Here is a 17451-nt window from a genome sequence, read left to right as displayed (position 1 = left end):
CATCATGCTGTTCGCCATTCACGCCCTCGACCGCGACGGCGCGCTGCCGACCCGGCTCGCCCATTACGATGCCCACAAGGCTTTCCTGAGCGACACCTCGCGCTTCGGCGTCAAGATCGTGATGTCGGGGCCGCTGGTCTCCGACGACGGCGAGAGGATGATCGGCAGCCTGTTCCTGATCGAGGCGCCCGGCCGCAGCGACGTCGAAGCCTTCAACCGAGCCGATCCGTTTGCGGCGGCCGGCATCTGGGACAAGGTCACCATCACCGGCTTCCTACGCCGCCAAGGTTGAAGGCGGCTCAACAAAAAACGCGAAAACAACCCCATGCACAGTAGAATGAGGTTGTTTTTACACATGAATTTTCGTCGCAAACGTTTTTGACTCGTCGGGCAAAACAGGAGCAGAGTGCCATCCTTGCCCGATTGTCGCGCCTACGCCTCGATCCAGAGGATTGCCGCCGGCCCAACGGCTAGCCGCTCGCCACCGCTGCACTATCTTCGAGATGACAGGCCACCCACTGCTCGGGTCGACCCGCGCGCAATGTCGGCTCCTCGGTCCGGCAGCGATCGAACACGAGCGGGCAACGGGTGTGGAAGCGGCACCCGCTCGGCGGGTTGATCGGGCTTGGCACGTCGCCCTTGAGGATGATCGGATTGCGCTGGGCGCCAGGCTCCGGCAGCGGCACCGCCGAGAGCAGCGCCTTGGTGTAAGGATGCTTTGGCGCGGCGAAGATCTCGTAGCGCGGCGCCACCTCGACGATCTTGCCGAGATACATCACCGCGACGCGATGGGTCATGTGCTCGACGATCGCGAGGTCGTGGCTGATGAACAGCAACGCCAGGCCGAACTCACGCTGCAGATCCTGCAGCAGATTGACGATCTGCGCCTTGACCGAGACGTCGAGCGCGGAGACCGCCTCGTCGCAGACGATCAGGTCGGGCTCGGCGGCGAGCGCCCGCGCGATGCCGATGCGCTGGCGCTGGCCGCCGGAGAATTCGTGCGGCCTGCGGTTCAGCGCCTCGCGCGGCAGACGCACGGTGTCCATCAGCGCCGTCACGCGGGTTTCGAGATCGATCGCAGATTTGGCGAGGCCGAAATTGCGGATCGGCTCGGCCAGGATGTCGCGCACGCGCATGCGCGGATTGAGGCTCGAGAACGGGTCCTGGAACACTACCTGCACGCGGCGGCGCATCTGGCGCATCGTGCTCGGATGGGCGTCATCGATACGCTGGCCGTCGAGGATGACCTGCCCTGCCGTGATGTCGAACAGGCGCAGGATCGCGCGGCCGACCGTCGATTTGCCGCAGCCGGACTCGCCGACCAGCGAGAGCGTCTCGCCGCGCGCGATCTCGAACGACACGCCGTCCACCGCATAGACCCATTCCGACTTGCGGCTGAACAGGCCCTTTTTGACCGGGAAGTGCTTCTTGAGGTCGTTGACCTGGAGCAGCGGGGGACTCATGCCGCGACCGCTCCCTTGGCCGCATAGTGGCAGGCCGCGACGTGACGTGGCCCCTTCTCTTCGAGCCCCGGCGCATACTGCCGGCAGAGATCGGTCGCGAGCGCGCAACGCCCGGCGAAGACGCAGCCGACGATGGGCTTGCGAAGATCAGGCACCTGCCCCGGAATCTCTGCAAGCCGCCTCGCGCTGCCGGTCAGCGACGAGCCGAGCCGCGGCACTGCGCCGAGCAGGCCCTGCGTATAGGGATGACGCGGCGAACGGAACAGGTCCGCCACCGGCGCTTCCTCGACCTTGCGGCCGGCATACATGACCATGACGCGCTCGGCGATTTCGGCGACGACGCCGAGATCGTGAGTGATCAGGATGATCGCCGCGCCAACCCGGTGCTTGAGATCCAGCATCAATTTCAGGATCTGCGCCTGGATCGTCACGTCGAGAGCGGTGGTCGGCTCGTCGGCAATGAGAAGCTTTGGATTGCAGGCGAGTGCAATGGCGATCATGACGCGCTGGCGCATGCCGCCGGAGAGCTGGTGCGGATATTCGCGCACGCGACGCTTCGGCTCGGGAATGCCGACCAGAATCAGCATCTCGATGGCGTGCGCCTCGGCGGCCTGCTTGTCCAGGCCCTGGTGGATCATCAGCGTTTCGCGGATCTGGCGGCCGACGGTCAGCACCGGGTTGAGGCTGGTCATCGGCTCCTGGAAGATCATCGAGATGTCGTTGCCGCGGATCGCGCGCATCTCGCGATCGGACATTTGCAGCAGGTCCTTGCCCGCGAAGCGGATGCTGCCGGCGATCCTGCCCGGCGGTTCCGGGATCAGCCGCATCAGCGACATCGAGGTTACCGACTTGCCGCAGCCGGACTCGCCGACGATGGCGAGTGTCTCGCCCTCGTTGACATGGAACGATACGCCTTCCACCGCGCGGTTGATGCCGCTGGGCGTGCGGAAGTGGGTTTGCAAATTCTCGACTTCGAGCAGTGCCATCGCGATCAGCCCCTCGCCATCAGAGACTCTTGGCCATGCGCGGATCGAGCGCATCGCGAAGGCCATCGCCGAGCAGGTTGACGGCGAGCACGGTGACGGACAGGAAGGCCGCCGGAAAGAACACGATGTAGGGCTTGACCTGCCACAGCGCCCGCCCCTCGGCCATGATGTTGCCCCAGGACGGAATGGTCGGCGGCGTTCCCGCGCCGATGAAGGACAGGATCGCCTCCGTGATCATCGCACTGGCGCAAATGTAAGTCGCCTGGATCAGCATCGGCGCCAGCGTGTTCGGCAGGATGTGGCGCAGGATGATCATCGGCGTGCGCGTGCCGCAGGCCACCGCCGCATCCACGTAAGGCTGCTCGCGCAGCGACAGCACCACACTACGGACAAGACGGGAAACCCGCGGTATCTCGGCAACGGTAATCGCCAGAATGACGTTGCCGACGCTGCCGCGTGTCAGCGCCATCAGCGCGATCGCCAGCAGGATCGGCGGAATCGACATCAGGCCGTCCATGAAGCGCATCAAGATGCCGTCGGCCCAGCGGATGAAACCGGAGACGATGCCGATGGCGAGACCGGCCGCGGAGGCGAAGATCGCAACGGACAAGCCGACCGTGAGCGAGACGCGCGCGCCGAACAGCACGCGTGAATAGATGTCGCGGCCGAGGACGTCGGTGCCAAACCAGTAAAGCGCCGACGGTGCGCGGGTGCGCTTGGCCGGTGCAAGTGCGGTCGGATCCACCGTTCCAAGATAAGGCGCAAAGATCGCGATCAGGACGAGCAACAGCAGCAACGTGCCGCCGATGGCAACGGTGGGATGGCCGCGCAGCAGCCCGATGAAGCCGCGCCGGATTGTGACCGGCCGGAGGATCTCAGGCAGTTGCGGCGCGAGGACGAAGCCCGCCGGCAGCGCCTGCGGATTCACGGTCGTGTCGGTCAATAGCGGATCCTCGGGTCAACGAGCGTATAAATGACGTCGATCATCAGATTGACGAGGACGTAGACGAAGCTGAACAGCAACACGATGCCCTGGATGACGGGATAGTCGCGGCGCAGGATGGCGTCGATCGTGAGCCGGCCGAGGCCGGGAATCGCGAACACGCTTTCCGTGACAACTGCGCCGCCGATCAGGAGCGCGATGCCGATCCCGATCACCGTGACGATCGGCACCGCCGCGTTCTTCAGCGCGTGGACGAACAGGATGCCGCCCTGCCCGAGGCCCTTGGCGCGCGCGGTGCGGATATAGTCCTGCTGCAACACTTCGAGCATGGTGGCCCGCGTGATACGCGCGATCAGGGCGATGTAGACACAGCCGAGTGCGATCGCCGGCAGGATCAGATTTTGCAGCCAGGGCCAGAGGCCCTGGGCGAGCGGCGTATAGCCCTGCACGGGAAGCCATTCGAGCTCCAGCGCGAAGATGTAGGCCAGGACATAGCCGACGACGAAGACCGGCAGGGAGAAGCCGAACACGGCAAAGGCCATGATGGCCCGGTCGATCAGGCTTCCCGCCTTCCAGGCCGCCAGCACGCCGAGCGGCACCGCGATCACGATCGTGAGCAGGAGCGTGACCATCATCAGCGACAGCGTCGGCCCGAGACGCTGCCCGATCATGGTCGAGACCGGCAGATTGGTGAAGATCGAGGTGCCGAGATCGCCGTGCAGAATGCGCCAGACCCAGCTGCCGAACTGGATCAGGAAGGGTCGGTCGAGGCCGAGGCTCTGACGGATGCGCTCCACATCCTCCGGACTTGCCTGATCGCCCGCGATCACCACGGCGGGATCCCCCGGCGCGATGTAGAGCAGGCTGAACACGAACAGCGCGACGATCGCCATCACGGGCAAGGTCGAGGCGATACGCCGGAGGATGTAGGAGAGCATCTGGCTTCAGCGCAGGGTCATGCGGATTTCGACACGCCCCAGAAGAACGGCAGCGGCCCTTTCGTGATGCCGGAGACGTTCTTGCGCCAAGCCGTGTAGCTGAGGAAGAAGCCGGTCGGCGCGTAGACGACGTCCTCGAGCGCGACCTTGTTGAGGCGAGCGACCGCGGCCTTCTCCTCGTCGAGGTTCTTGGCCTCGAACCAGGACGTGACCTCCTTCTCGGTGCCCGGGCTGTTCGGCCAGCCGAACCAGGCCTTGTCGCCGTTGGCGCGAATGGCGGTGTAGGGCGCCGGATTGATACAGTCCGAACCCGCATGCCAGGTGTGGAACATGTTCCAGCCGCCCTGCCCGGGCGGCGTCTTCTGTGCGCGGCGGGAGCCGACCGTACCCCAATCGGTCGCGACGAAGTCGACATTCATGCCGAGCTTCTTCAGGAGATCGGCGGTCACATCGCCGAACGCCTTGGTGATCGGCTGGTCCTGCGCCACGAGGCACGTCACCGGCTGGCCGGAATAGCCGCTCTCGGCGAGCAGCTTCTTGGCGGCGTCGAGATCGCGCTTGCCCTTCAGGACCTCGCCGCCCGCCTCGGTGTAGAGCGGCGTATCGGGCGTGAAGAAGCCGGGCAGCGGCTTCCACAGCGAATTGTCATCGCCGACGAGCGCACGCATGTAGTCTTCCTGGCTCATCGCCATCAGCACCGCGCGCCGCGCCCGCACGTCGTTGAAGGGCGGATACAGGAAATTCATGCGGAACGAGCCGACATTGCCGAGGGGATCGCCGATGTCGACGCTGATGTTCTTGTTCTTCTTCAGGATCGGGACGAGGTCCGCGATCGGGTTCTCCCACCAATCGATCTCGCCGTTTTGCAGAGCTGCCGCGGCGGTCGCCGGATCGGGCATCACGATCCATTCGACGCGGTCGAGCAGCATCTGCTTGCCGCCGGCGAGCCACGACGCCTTCTCCTGCCGCGGCACATAGTCGGCGAATTTTTCGAACACGGCTTTCGCACCGGGGACCCACTCACCCTTGGCGAACTTCATCGGCCCCGAGCCGACATAATCGCCGATCTGCTTGAACGGGTCGGTCTGCGCAATGCGCTCCGGCATGATGAAGGCGCAAGGCGAATTGTTCTTGCCGAGCGCATAGAGCATCTTCGGGAACGGCTGCTTCAGCACCCATTTGAAGGTGCGATCATCGACAGCGGTGAGCTCCTGCTGCAGCGCCTTGAGCATCAGCCCCATCGGATCGCGCGCCGCCCAGCGCGTCAGGCTCGCAACGACGTCCTTGCTCCGCACCGGCTCGCCGTCGTGGAATTTGAGCCCCGGCCGCAGTTTGAACGTCCAGGTGGTGCCATCGTCGGTCACCTCCTCGGACTCGACCATCTGCCGCTGCGGCTGGAGCGCGGAATCGACGCCGTAGAGCGTATCCCAGACCAGCGCGGCGGCATTGCGCACGACATATTGCGTGCCCCAGATCGGGTCGAAATTGGCGAGATTTGCTTGCGGCACGAAGCGCAGGGTGCGCGCGGAGGCGCCTTGTGCGATCGCCGGGGCCGAGAGGCCGCTCAATGCCAGACCGCCCGCGCCGGCCAGTCCCTTCAATACGGTCCTGCGATCCATGAAATCCTCCCAATAGTGCCGTGATGCCGGCCATCGTTGGCCAAGAACAGGTGAAACCAGAGCTCGTTGGCGTGCAAATGGTGTGCCACTAACCGGGCCTTCGCCAGCGGGATATCCGCACCATCTGGGCCGGTCGAGACCTCAAAGCGCGGCCGCCAGTACCGGGCCGGTCTCGATATGCGGGATCGCCTCGACCAGCTTGCGCGTGTAATCGGTCGTGGGATTGTCGAACAGCGCCCGACTCTCGCCCTGCTCCACGATGCCGCCATTGCGCAGCACGATGGTGCGGTCGCAAAGCATGCGCACCACGTTGAGATCGTGGCTGACGAACAGCAGCGCGATGTCGTTCTCGCGCCGCAGGCGGTCGAGCAGTTGCAGCACCACGGCCTGCACGGAGACGTCGAGCGCGGCGGTCGGCTCGTCCAGCACCAGGAGCCGCGGCCGGCAGGCGATGGCGCGGGCGATGCCGACGCGCGCCTTCTGGCCGCCGGAGAGCTGATGCGGAAAGCGCGGCAACAGATCCAGCGGCAGCCCCACACGATCGGCGCAATCCTCCACGCGCTTGCGCAGCGCATCGCCCCCACGCATGCCGTCGAGCCGCATCAGGGGATGGGCAATGCAATCGAAGGCGGTGAAGCGCGGGTTGAGGCTCTCGTTCGGGTCCTGGAACACCATCTGGATGTCTTTGCGGAAGCGCGAGCGATGGAAGTCACGCGACGCCACGTGGCCGATCGACTGCCCGTCGAACACGATCTCGCCCTCGCTCGGGTCGATCAGGCGGCATATCATCCGCGACGTCGTGCTCTTGCCGGAGCCGGATTCGCCGACGAGGCCGACGCTCTCGCCGCCGGCCATCGTCATCGAGAAGTCCGCCACCGCCGCAGCACCCTCGTCGAAGCGTTTTGCGAGCTTGCGCACTTCCAGCAGCGGTGGGGTGCCGTGGGCGAGCTCCTGTCTGGGCCTGCTGAGGACAGCCGCGTAGCCTTCCCGCTCCTCTTCCGTCACGAGGTCTTCGATTTGGGAGGTTGCAGTCGGCGATGCCGCCACCAGACGTCTGGTATAGGCGTGCTGTGGCGCGCCGAACAGCGTCCTCGGACTTGCCTCTTCGACGATGCGGCCGCGCTCCATCACCGCGATACGTCGACAATATCGCGCCGCTAGGCCGAGATCGTGCGTGATCAGGATCGTTGCCATGCCGCGCGCGGCGGCAATCTCCGCCAGGAGGTCCATCACCACTTTCTGCGTGGTGACATCGAGGCCGGTCGTCGGCTCATCAGCGATCAAGAGCGCTGGATTGCAGGAAATCGCGATCGCGATCATGACGCGCTGGCACATGCCGCCGGAGAGCTCGTGCGGATAGGCGTTCATCCGCGCTTCCGGCTCGCGGATCTGGACGGCGCGCAACAGCTCCAGCGCCTCGGCGCGGGCGGCGCCCTTCGATATCCGCTTGTGAGTGAGGATCGCGTCCGCGATCTGCAGGCCGATCGTGCGGATCGGATTGAGGGCCGCTCGCGGGTTCTGGAAGATCATCGACATCGCGGCGCCCTGGAGCTGCCGGAGATCATCGCCCCTGAGTTTTGTGACGTCCTGGCCGCGAAACAGTATCTTGCCTGCGGTGACGCGCCCGGCTGAATCCAGGAGCCGCGTCGTCGCAAAACCAGTCACCGACTTGCCCGAGCCGCTCTCGCCGACGAGGCCGAGCATCTCGCCGGCTTCGACCTTGAGCGTCACGCCGCGCACGGCCTCGACCGTCCCGCGTCGCGTCGAGAATGCGACGTGGAGATCGTCGATCCTGAGCAAGTCCTCGCTCATGTGCGCATGCGCGGATCGAGAATGTCCCGCATCCCGTCACCGAGGAGGTTGAAGCACAGCACGGCCATCATCAAGGCGAGGCCCGGAAAGGCCACCAGCCACCACCGCCCCGTCGAGATGAAGCGGGCGCCCTCCGCGACCATGATGCCCCATTCCGGCGTCGGCGGCTTGACCCCAAGACCGATGAAAGAGAGGCCGGCGGCATTCAGGATCGCCCAGCCGAGATTGAGCGAGATCTGCACCGCCATCGCCGGCAGGATGTTCGGCAGCAGGAAGCGCAGCACCACCGAGAAATGGCTCTCGCCGCAGGAACGCGCCGCCTCCACCCAGCCGACATTGCGCCGGACGTTGACCTCGGCGCGCGCGAAGCGGATGTAGAAGGGAAGATTGATGATCGCGGTCGCGATCACGATGTTCTCGATCCGGTTGCCGAGCGCCGCAACCATCGCCATCGCCAGCACGAACAGCGGAAAGGCCATCATGACGTCGACGAAGCGGCCGACCGAGCGGTCGAGCCTGCCGCCGGCATAGCCGCAGAAGGAGCCTACGACGGCGCCGATCACGAAGGAGATGCCGACCGCCGAGACGGCGATGGCAAGGTCGAGCCGGGCCGCAACGACGAGGCGGCTGAACACGTCGCGCCCGAGCTGGTCGGTGCCGGCGAGGTGCGCCGCGCTCGGCGGCTGCAGGGCCTCCGAGACATTGGAGACGACGGGATCATAGGGCACCAGCCACGGTCCGAAGATCGCGACCAGGACGAACAGCAGGACACCCGCCGCGGCGACACCAGTCAGCGGATTGCCGCGCAAGATCCAGACCGAATGGCGGAGGGTTGCGCTGGTCATCCGATCGACACCCTGGGATCGGCGATGCCATAGCAGACGTCGACCACGAGATTGACCAGCACGAAGATGCCAGCCATCAGCAGCACGAAACCCTGGACCGGCGCATAGTCGGACGACAGCAGTGCATCGAGCGCGTAGGAGGCAACGCCCGGCCAGGAGAACACCTTCTCCACCAGGACATTCGCGCCAAGCATGGTCGAGAACACGATGCCGGCAATGGTGATGACAGGAAGGATCGCATTGCGCAGCGCATAGGTGACGACGACCTTCTGCCAGGACAATCCGACCGAGCGCGCGGTGCGCACGAAATCGCTGCCGAGCGAGACCAGCATCGACGCACGCGTGATCCGCGCCAGTGGCGCGATGACGAACAGGGCCATGCTCAGCGCCGGCAGGATCAATTGCTTGCAGGCCGCCCACCAGCCCTCGATGTCTCCCGCGAGCAGGAAATCAATCGACAGGAACCCGGTGCGCTGCGGCGGCAGCGAGGTGAAGACGTCGATCCGCCCGGTCGGATCAGGCGCAAGACCGAGCAGATAGTAGAACACATAGATCAGCAGCAGGCCCGACACGAAGGTCGGCACGCAGACGCCGAGCGCGCAGAACAGCCGCACGCCGTGATCGACCAGCGATCCCGGTTTCAAGGCTGCGACCACGCCGAGCGGCACCGCCGCGATCAGCGCGATCAGGAGCGCCGTGAAGGTCAACTCCAGCGAGGCCGGCAAACGCTCGCGCAAATCCTTGAGCACCGGCTGCCCCGTCATCATTGAGCGGCCCAGATTGCCGCGGCCGATATCGGACAGATAGAACACGAGCTGCTCCGGCACCGACTTGTCGAGCCCCATCTGTTTGCGGATCTGCTCGATCTCCTCCTTGCCGGCATTGGGTCCCGAGGCAAAGAACACCGCGGGATCTCCGGGGAGGACCCGCATCAGGAGAAAGGTGAAGACCAGCACGCCGAACAACGCCGGCAGCGACGACAGAAGCCGCCTCCCCGCCCGCGCCACCGTCGCACCAAGTCCGGTCATCACCTTTCAGAGCCTCCGTTTGCGGACATCACTTTTCAGTCAGATTACTTGCGGCTGACGTCGCGATAGTCGACCTGACGATGGAACTCGTAGGTATAGCCCTCGATCGAGGCCGCCATCACGGCGTCCTGGTTCGGCTGCCACAGCGGGATCTGCGGCATCTCGCTGAAATGGATCGCATTGAGCTTGCGGCCATCCTCCTCGTACTTGGCCTTGTCGGGCTCGAAGCGTGCTTCCTGCGCGATCGTCGCCAGCTCCGGATTGTTGATCGAGCTGTAATTCCAGCGCTGATTGCCGGTGTAGAAGTTGCGGTAGAAGTAATCGGTCGACGGCAGCCAGGCGACGATGCCTTCCGTGAACAAGGGCAGCTTCTTTTCGTTGATCTGCGTCGACATCTGCGCATCCGGCAGCTTCTGGATGTCGACCTTGATCCCGATCTTGGCAAGGGATTCCTTCACGAGAGCAGCCATCGGCTCCGCGGTCGAGGCCTGGCCTACGTTGAAGCTGAAGGTGGTCGAAAAACCCTCGGGGAGTCCTGCGGCCTTCAGATATTCCCTCGCCTTGTCGAGATCGGTCTTCACCGGTGCCTGGAACGGATAGATGCCGTTCAGCGGCTTGCCATCAGGCCAATTCGCACCGAACAGCGGCGCTCCGCGGCCGAACAAGGCAGCCTTGAACATATCCTCATAGGGCAGCGCGAAGGCGATGGCGCGGCGGACATTGACGTTATCGAAAGGCGGGATCTGGTTGTTCATCGAGACGAAGGTGATCGAATTGTATTGCGGCGTCGAGACCACCTTGAGCTTGCCCTTGGCCTCGAGCGACTGCACGTCGCTGGCCTGGAGATCGACGACGAGATCGGCGTCACCGCGCTCGACCAGATTGGCGCGGGTCGCGGGCTCCGGCACGGACTGCACGATGACGCGCTTGAAAAACGCCGGCTTGTCGGGCGAGCCGCGGTTCCAGGCCTCGTTGCGCTTGATGATCACCTGCTCGCCAGGCTTGAAGCTCTCGATCACGTAAGCACCGCTGCCAGCGGTGTGCTCCTTCAGCCAGGCGGTGGCCCAGGGATCCTCCGGAGTCGCATGTTCCTTGGCGACCTTCGAGTTGATGATCAACGGGTAGACCGTCGCGAGATTCGGCAGCGCCAGCTTGTCGGGCTTTGGCAGCGTCACTTCGATCGTGAGGGGATCGATCACCTTGAACTGGTCGGCCGACGTCAACGATCCCGTCAGCAATTGTGCCTTGCCGAGGATCGGCGCGGTGACGCAGCGATCGAGCGACCATTTCACGTCCTCGGCGGTCACGGGCGAGCCGTCCTGGAACTTGGCATCCTTGCGCAGGCGGAATGTCAGCTTCAGTCCGTCCGGGCTGACGTCGTAGGATTCGGCGAGCTCACCGGTGATCTTGTCGAGATCGAACACCCATTTGCCGTTGAGCTGCTTGCGACCGAACGCCACCAGGCGGTCGTATGTGCTCATGCTGAGCGCGAAGGATTCGCGCGTCGAGCCCGGGATGTTGGGATCGAGCGTGTTGACGGATGCGCCGGTGACATAGCGCAACGTCTCGGCCCTGGTCTGCGCTTGCGAGGGCGCGGTGGCGACGAGCAACAACGCGGTGGTGGCGAGCACGGAGGATGCCAGCCTGAAAGATACAAAACGCATTCGTTTTCCCCAATATTTTCGACAGGAACGCCAGCAGGACAGGTCAAGAAAGAAGCAAGTTGCGCGCCAGTCTCATGATGCGCTCTTGTGGACGCTTTGTCGCGGTGGCGCATGGACGATCATCGCGGTTCCTCCATGTTTCGCGCCGGCCGCGTGACCACGGCCTGCGGCACGTCGTAGGCGCGAAGCGAGGCCCAGTGTCGTTCGACATCGGCGCGGAACAGGCCGCGCGTCAGGCCAGTGACCAGCTTCGGCACCGCGGTCGTCATCGCGTTGATCGACGATCCCGACGGGCCAAAACTCATGGTGGAGGCGATGGCGAAGAGATGGATATTCGAGATCCACGGTGTCTCGCCCGCAACACGTTCGGTGAAGGCGTAATCGTCGGCGAGATAGGGAAAGCGGCCGAGCCGCGCGTTGCGCTCGCTCTCCGGGGGCTGGTAGCGGTCCGCCCAGGTTGCGATATTGCCGGCAAATGCGCGCAGCTCGCCACGTCCGGCAAAGTTCATGTCGATGCCGGTGCCGCAGATGACGAAATCCGCAGGTATGGCGCCGTGCGGCGTCTGCAATTCCAGGCCGTCATCGGTCTCGCGGGCTGCCTCGATCGGCGCGCTCTCGTGCAATGTGAAATTGGCATGATTTGCGCAGCGATCGTAAGTTGGTTGCGGAAAGCCTTCGCGCATCTCGAGGATGGTGCGCATGAAGCGCCAGCGCCAGGCATCGTCGAGATCGCTGAGATGGCTCAAGAAGCCGCGGAAGGTCAGCCAGCGATAGGGCTGGATCACCTGGATCTGCGCACGACGGCAAAGCAGGTGCACCTCGGCCGCGCCCGCTTCCAGCGCGGTCGCCGCATTGTCGAAGGCCGATGCGCCGGCACCGATCACGGCGACGCGCTTGCCGCGGAGGTTTTCGAAATCGATATCATCGGCGACCGTTGCGACCGAGCTCTCGGGCAGATGGCTCAGCGGCTCCGGGATCATCCAGCCGCCCATTCCCTCCTGCCCCGTCGCGAGCACGATCTTGCGCGCATGGAGTGTCTCGACTCCATCGCCACGTTTCACGCGTGCGGCCAACAAACCATCCGCCGCCGGCCGGATTTCCAGAAGCTCGCAGCCGTTGCGCACGGGCAAGCCGATCGTGCGCCGTAGCCAGAGCAGATACTCAGCCCAGTGCTCCCTCAGAATCAGATTCAGCGTCTGCCAGCTTTCCTTACCGAAGCGGGCTTCATGCCAAGATTGATAGGTCAGGCTCGGAATGTCGAGGTCAGGACCGGTATAGTCCTTCGGGCTGCGCAGCGTCGGCATGCGGGCATAGGTGAGCCATGGCCCCTCCTTCCCCTCCTCGGCCTTGTCCAGCAGCAGGATGTTGCTGACGCGGGAGCGCATCAGGCCGAAGCCGATGGCGACGCCGGATTGGCCGGCGCCGATCACGAGCACATCCAGCGCCGGCTTGCCGTTCGGTCCCGTCTTCGGTTCGAGCCAGGCGGCACCGGGATGCGCGATCCGTACGAGATCGGCACGAACGTGCGCTTCCAGCTCTGTCAGCGCATCACTCATGCCGCGAGCCAGCCTCCGTCGACCACCATCACGGTGCCGGTCGTGAACGAGGACGCATCGCTTGCGAGGTGAAGCGCGGTCTGCGCGACCTCATCGGCCTGGCCGAACCGCTTCATGGCGTGACGGTTGCGGGATGCTTCGCCCACCTCGTCCGCATTGGCGTGACGGGCAAAGCTGCGGCGAAGCATCGGCGTGTCGATCGCACCGGGTGCAATCGCATTGACGCGAATGCCATCGGTTGCAAAATCCACCGCCATCGTCCGCGTCAGGCTGACGATCGCGCCCTTGGCCGCGATATAGGCGCTGTTGCCCTTGCCGCCGGCCAACGCGAGCTGCGACGCCAGCGTGATGATCGAACCGCTGTTCTGAAGCTGCATCTGCGGCACGGCCGCCCGCGCCCACAGCCAGGTGCCGCCGACATTGGTGCGGAACACCGCATCCCAATCGGCCGGGCTCGTTGTCAGCACCGTGCCGCCGCAGGAAAACCCCGCGGCGGTCATCAGGATGTCGAGCCGACCGTGTCGCGCCACGACATCGCCGACGACGGTCTCGGCGAAACCGGCATCGCCGACGTCGCCGACATGCGTCGTTGCTTCGCCGACCAGGCTCAGGGTCTCCTGAAGTCCTGCGGCATCGCGATCGACTAGAGCGAGATGCGCGCCCTCTTCCGCGAAGAGCTTGGCGCTGGCGCGGCCGATACCCGAACCCGCTCCCGTGATGATGGCCGTGCGCCCTTGCAGCCGCATCTCAGATCCACTCCTTGTGCTGCGTCAACCAGGCGCTCATCGCGGCCGCCGACTCGGCGCAGCCGAACCGCGCGCGCCAGCCGAATTCATCCGCCATCCGCGTCACCGACAGCGGCGCGCGATAGGGCCCATGCAGCTTGATGACGGTGTTCTCGCCCGGCGCCGCGAGGCGGCACTCCAGGCCGGGATGCAACGCCGCAAAGGCCTCGCCCCATTGCAGCGCAGGCCAAAGCCCTCCGCGGGAGATGTTGTAGAGCCGGTGGCGCGGCCGGTCAGCTTCGATCAGGATCGCCACGGCCTCGGCCGCATCCGGCGCGTAGATCCAGTCCCTCATGCCCGCTTCAGGCATGATCGCCGGCTCGCCGCGGGCGAACGCGGCCAAGATCTGGAACTGGAGGCTTGGCGTGTCGCGTACGGAGCTCGGTCGCTCCCATGGTCCGAACAGCGCGCTCAGCCGTACGCTCAGGAAATCACCGCCGAAGAGTTCGGCATGGCGCGCGACAGAGCGCTCCGAGGTGAACTTGCTGATGGCGTAGAACGAGACCGGATCGCAAGGCGTTTCCTCGTCGAGAATCTCGACTCGCGCCCCCGCGGCGCCGTAGGCCGATGCCGACGAGAGATTGACGACGCGGCGGACGCCATGACGGATCGCGGCGAGCAGGATCGGGATCTGCGCCATCACGTTGATCTCGAGAACGCGTGCGGTCGACGCTCTCTCCAGTTCATCACCGGCGGTGATCGCCGCGCCGAGCACGATCGCATCGACGCCTTCAGCGATGAGGGCATCGATGGCATCTGCATCGGTGATATCGCCCTGCACCGCTTTGAGCCGGGCGCCGTAATCGGCAAGAGATCGCCGCGCGGATGGTGGCAACTCTGCGCGGTCATACAGCGTCACTTCGTGGCCACGCGCGAGCAGCGCCTCCGTAACGTTGAGGCCGACAAAGCCGGTGCCGCCGAAGATGACGATCTTCATCGCGCGCGATCCACCATCACAGCAGTTTTGCCCCGAAATTCCGTTCCGGATCCATGTCGGCGACGAGCCGCCCCGTCGGCTTGGCCGCCTCACCGCCGCTGCGTGTTAGGAACTGTCCGCTGCCGGCGCTCGCGAGGCACTTGTTGCCGTCGATGATCACCCGGCCACGCGACAGCACCGACACCGGCCAGCCCTTCAGCTTTCGTCCCGCAAACGGCGTGTAGCCAGCGAGGTCGTGCATCATCTCGTCGGCGATCACGGTCTCGCGATCGGGATCCCAGATCGCGATATCGGCATCGGCACCGACCGCGATCGAACCCTTGCGCGGATGCAGATTGTAGATCTTGGCCGGCGCGGTCGATGTCAGCTCGACGAATTTTTCCAGGCCCAATCGTCCCTTCGACACCATCGCGTCGAACAGCAGCGGCAGGCGCAGCTCCAGTCCCGGCAGGCCATTCGCCACCTGCTTGAAATTGGGATTGGGGCCGGCGCGCAGCTTGCCGGTCTCGTCGTAACGATAAGGCGCGTGATCCGACGAGATGGTCTGGAGATCGCCGAGCGACAGCGCCTGCCACAGCGCCTCCTGGTCGGCATGCGTCCGCGGCGGCGGGCTGCACATCCACTTAGCGCCTTCCGCCCCGGGCTTGTCGAGATCGGCAGCAGTGAGGAAGAGGTATTGCGGACAGGTTTCGGCAAACACCTTCAGCCCCTGCCCGCGCGCATCGCGGATCACCTTGGCGCCCTCGGCGGTCGAGACATGGAAGATCATGATGGGCTGGTCGATCAGCGCCGCCATGCCGATCAGCCGGGTGAAGGCTTCCGCCTCCGACACGCGGGCGTGGCTGACGGCGTGGTATTTCGGCATCGTGTAGCCGCGCGCGAGTAGGCGCTTCACCATCCAGGCGATGATGCCGTGGTTTTCGGCATGGGCGCATAACATCGCGCCGGACTGGCGCGCGGCGAGCAGGATGTCCAGTAGCGGCTCGTCGTCGACCTTGAGCCGGTCATAGGTCATGAAGATCTTGATCGAGGCATGGCCCTGCTTCACCAGCGCCGGAATATGCTCCTCGACCGTTTCCTTGGTCGCATCCGCAATGATCATGTGAAAGGCGTAGTCGATCACGGCGCCCTTCTTCGCCAGTGCGTGATAATCCTCCACCACCTGCGGCAGCTTCATGCCGACATGCTGGGCGGCAAACGGAATCACCGTCGTCGTGCCGCCAAAAGCGGCGGAGACGGTCGCGCTCTCGAACGTGTCGGCGTTCATGATGCCGGCCGCGGACAGCTGCTCGATATGGGCGTGGCTGTCGACGCCGCCGGGCAGAACGAGCTTCCCGCGCGCGTCGATCTCGCGCTTCGCGGACGGAAGCCCACGCCCGATAGCGGCGATGTTCTCGCCGGAGATGGCGACATCGGCTTCAAAGACGTCGGTCGTCGTCGCGACGCGCCCACCGCGAATGATCAGGTCGTAAGCGGGTTCAGTCATGAGGCACTCCATGATAGGCTTAGGGCAAGTGATCGAAATTTTGCAGGAAGACCAGCATGTCCCGACCGCGCATTCTCGTCATCAATCCAAATTCCAACCCTGCGGTCACGCAGGGGCTGGAGGAGGCGCTGAAGCCGCTCGGTTTCGAGGGCGGCCCCGAACTGGTCTGCCAGACGCTGACCGAGGGACCGTTCGGCATTGAAAGCCAGGCCGATGTCGATGGCGTCGCGATGCCGCTGCGCCGGCTGGTCGAGGGCGACAACAGCTCGGCTGCCTTTGTCATCGCCTGCTACAGCGATCCCGGGCTTCAGGTCTGCCGCGAAGGCACCGATCGCCCCGTGTTTGGCATCGCCGAGTGCGGCGTGCTGACCGCGCTGGCCCGCGCCGAAACCTTTGGCGTCATCGCGATCGCCCAGCGCTCGATCCCGCGTCACATGCGCTATCTCAGGCAGATGGGACTGACCGAACGCCTCGCCGGCGAGCAGCCGCTCAACATGAGCGTCGCGGAGACCGCCTCGGGCGAAGGCACGCTGGCCAGGATGATCGAAATCGGCCGCGCGCTGCGCGACGAAGACGGCGCCCGCGCCATCGTGATGGGCTGCGCCGGCATGGCGCGCCATCGCCGTCCCCTCGAAGACGCGCTCGGCATTGCCGTGATCGACCCGACACAGGCGGCGGTCACCATGGCGCTGGGTACGGTGCAGTTCTCGAATCACTAGGCGTCCTTCAGCTCTTTGGCGTCCTGCCGCGCGAGCCATTGCGCGTGGCTCTCGCGGACAAGCGCGAACGTATCCCGCTGCGTCGTGTAGAGATTGCCGAACATGCGGCCGATCGGCCGGTAGGCGTCGAGATCGACATACATATTGGCCTCATCGACGAGGCCTTCGCGGGCGTGAACCCGGAGCACCTCGCCGACCAGCAGTTCGCGATCGGGCGAAAAATTCAGCGCGACATGGCGCCGGCATTCGAGCGCAAAGGGAGCGGCGGCGAGGCGCGGCACCTTCACGTCTACAGAGGGAAGCGTCGCCAGCCCTGCCGCTGCGACCTCGCTGTCACCGGACGGAAAATCGACCGCGCAGTCGTTCATTGCCACCGACAACGCCTCGTCCACCATGTGAACGACGAACTCGCCGTCGCGATGGATGTTGCGGGTGGTGTCCTTCGGGCTGTGATCCGGCTTGTGCTGGAGACCGAGCACGATCAGCGCCGGGCTCTCCGAGAACACGTTGAAGAAGCTGAAGGGCGCGGCGTTCACCGCCCCGTTCGCATCGAGTGTCGTCACCAGCGCAATCGGCCGCGGCACCACCACGCCGCAAAGCAGTTTGTAGCGATCGCGTGGATCGAGCTCGCGCAGGGGAATACCTGATGTGCCCTTGTCCGCCATCGACG

The 17451-nt window shown here is 64.9% G+C and carries 16 protein-coding genes; 2 read left to right on the top strand and 14 right to left on the bottom strand.

All coding sequences use genetic code 11. The features are described 5' to 3' along the window. Nucleotides 1-4 precede the first annotated feature (4 nt). A complete protein-coding gene (locus tag BRA471DRAFT_RS15125; RefSeq protein WP_007608578.1) occupies nucleotides 5-292 on the top strand; it encodes a YciI family protein in 288 nt (95 codons plus the stop codon). Between the two features lie 178 nt (nucleotides 293-470). Here BRA471DRAFT_RS15125 and BRA471DRAFT_RS15120 read toward each other — a convergent pair whose 3' ends face one another. From BRA471DRAFT_RS15120 to hydA, 13 genes are all read right to left on the bottom strand, one after another. Then, nucleotides 471-1463 carry an ABC transporter ATP-binding protein gene (locus BRA471DRAFT_RS15120; RefSeq protein WP_007608577.1) on the bottom strand — a complete coding sequence of 331 codons (993 nt, stop codon included), beginning with the start codon at nucleotides 1461-1463 and terminating at the stop codon, nucleotides 471-473. Beyond that, a complete protein-coding gene (locus tag BRA471DRAFT_RS15115) occupies nucleotides 1460-2449 on the bottom strand; it encodes an ABC transporter ATP-binding protein (RefSeq protein ID WP_007608575.1) in 990 nt (329 codons plus the stop codon). The genes BRA471DRAFT_RS15120 and BRA471DRAFT_RS15115 overlap by 4 nt, the downstream gene beginning before the upstream one ends. 19 nt (nucleotides 2450-2468) lie before the next feature. Next, a complete protein-coding gene (locus BRA471DRAFT_RS15110) occupies nucleotides 2469-3392 on the bottom strand; it encodes an ABC transporter permease (protein ID WP_007608574.1) in 924 nt (307 codons plus the stop codon). Beyond that, a complete protein-coding gene (locus BRA471DRAFT_RS15105; protein ID WP_007608573.1) occupies nucleotides 3389-4330 on the bottom strand; it encodes an ABC transporter permease in 942 nt (313 codons plus the stop codon). Before BRA471DRAFT_RS15105 ends, BRA471DRAFT_RS15110 begins: the two co-directional genes overlap by 4 nt. 17 nt (nucleotides 4331-4347) lie before the next feature. Then, nucleotides 4348-5949 (bottom strand): ABC transporter substrate-binding protein, encoded by a 1602-nt coding sequence (locus tag BRA471DRAFT_RS15100; protein ID WP_007608572.1) that lies wholly within the window; start codon nucleotides 5947-5949, stop codon nucleotides 4348-4350. A 141-nt stretch (nucleotides 5950-6090) separates the two neighbouring features. Next, a complete protein-coding gene (nikE, locus tag BRA471DRAFT_RS15095) occupies nucleotides 6091-7761 on the bottom strand; it encodes an ABC transporter ATP-binding protein (RefSeq protein ID WP_007608571.1) in 1671 nt (556 codons plus the stop codon). Next, nucleotides 7758-8606: an ABC transporter permease gene (locus BRA471DRAFT_RS15090; RefSeq protein WP_007608569.1), complete on the bottom strand. Its 849-nt coding sequence runs from the start codon at nucleotides 8604-8606 to the stop codon at nucleotides 7758-7760. The genes nikE and BRA471DRAFT_RS15090 overlap by 4 nt, the downstream gene beginning before the upstream one ends. Further along, the gene (locus BRA471DRAFT_RS15085; RefSeq protein ID WP_007608567.1) at nucleotides 8603-9637 is read right to left on the bottom strand and encodes an ABC transporter permease; all 1035 of its coding nucleotides are present in this window, start codon (nucleotides 9635-9637) and stop codon (nucleotides 8603-8605) included. Before BRA471DRAFT_RS15085 ends, BRA471DRAFT_RS15090 begins: the two co-directional genes overlap by 4 nt. Nucleotides 9638-9678: 41 nt before the next feature. Further along, entirely contained in the window at nucleotides 9679-11298 is a 1620-nt protein-coding gene (locus BRA471DRAFT_RS15080; RefSeq protein ID WP_007608565.1) for an ABC transporter substrate-binding protein, read from the bottom strand. Nucleotides 11299-11417: 119 nt separating this feature from the next. Next, a complete protein-coding gene (locus BRA471DRAFT_RS15075) occupies nucleotides 11418-12854 on the bottom strand; it encodes an NAD(P)-binding domain-containing protein (protein WP_007608564.1) in 1437 nt (478 codons plus the stop codon). Next, nucleotides 12851-13600, bottom strand: a complete 750-nt coding sequence (locus tag BRA471DRAFT_RS15070) for an SDR family oxidoreductase (RefSeq protein WP_007608563.1) — start codon at nucleotides 13598-13600, stop codon at nucleotides 12851-12853. The genes BRA471DRAFT_RS15075 and BRA471DRAFT_RS15070 overlap by 4 nt, the downstream gene beginning before the upstream one ends. Before the next feature lies 1 nt (nucleotide 13601). Further along, nucleotides 13602-14576 carry an NAD(P)-dependent oxidoreductase gene (locus BRA471DRAFT_RS15065; RefSeq protein WP_007608562.1) on the bottom strand — a complete coding sequence of 325 codons (975 nt, stop codon included), beginning with the start codon at nucleotides 14574-14576 and terminating at the stop codon, nucleotides 13602-13604. Nucleotides 14577-14592: 16 nt separating this feature from the next. Continuing rightward, the gene (gene hydA, locus BRA471DRAFT_RS15060) at nucleotides 14593-16062 is read right to left on the bottom strand and encodes a dihydropyrimidinase (RefSeq protein ID WP_007608561.1); all 1470 of its coding nucleotides are present in this window, start codon (nucleotides 16060-16062) and stop codon (nucleotides 14593-14595) included. Nucleotides 16063-16118: 56 nt separating this feature from the next. Between hydA and BRA471DRAFT_RS15055 the strand changes: the two genes are divergently transcribed. Further along, nucleotides 16119-16781 (top strand): aspartate/glutamate racemase family protein, encoded by a 663-nt coding sequence (locus BRA471DRAFT_RS15055; RefSeq protein ID WP_007608559.1) that lies wholly within the window; start codon nucleotides 16119-16121, stop codon nucleotides 16779-16781. Here the strand turns inward: BRA471DRAFT_RS15055 and BRA471DRAFT_RS15050 are convergent. Beyond that, nucleotides 16778-17446: a flavin reductase family protein gene (locus tag BRA471DRAFT_RS15050; protein WP_007608557.1), complete on the bottom strand. Its 669-nt coding sequence runs from the start codon at nucleotides 17444-17446 to the stop codon at nucleotides 16778-16780. The genes BRA471DRAFT_RS15055 and BRA471DRAFT_RS15050 overlap by 4 nt on opposite strands. Nucleotides 17447-17451 lie beyond the last annotated feature (5 nt).

The sequence above is a fragment of the Bradyrhizobium sp. WSM471 genome, assembly GCF_000244915.1.
Classification (GTDB): domain Bacteria; phylum Pseudomonadota; class Alphaproteobacteria; order Rhizobiales; family Xanthobacteraceae; genus Bradyrhizobium.
The sequence above is the reverse complement of the archived record's forward strand: the minus strand, read 5'-3'. Positions and strand labels throughout refer to the sequence as shown.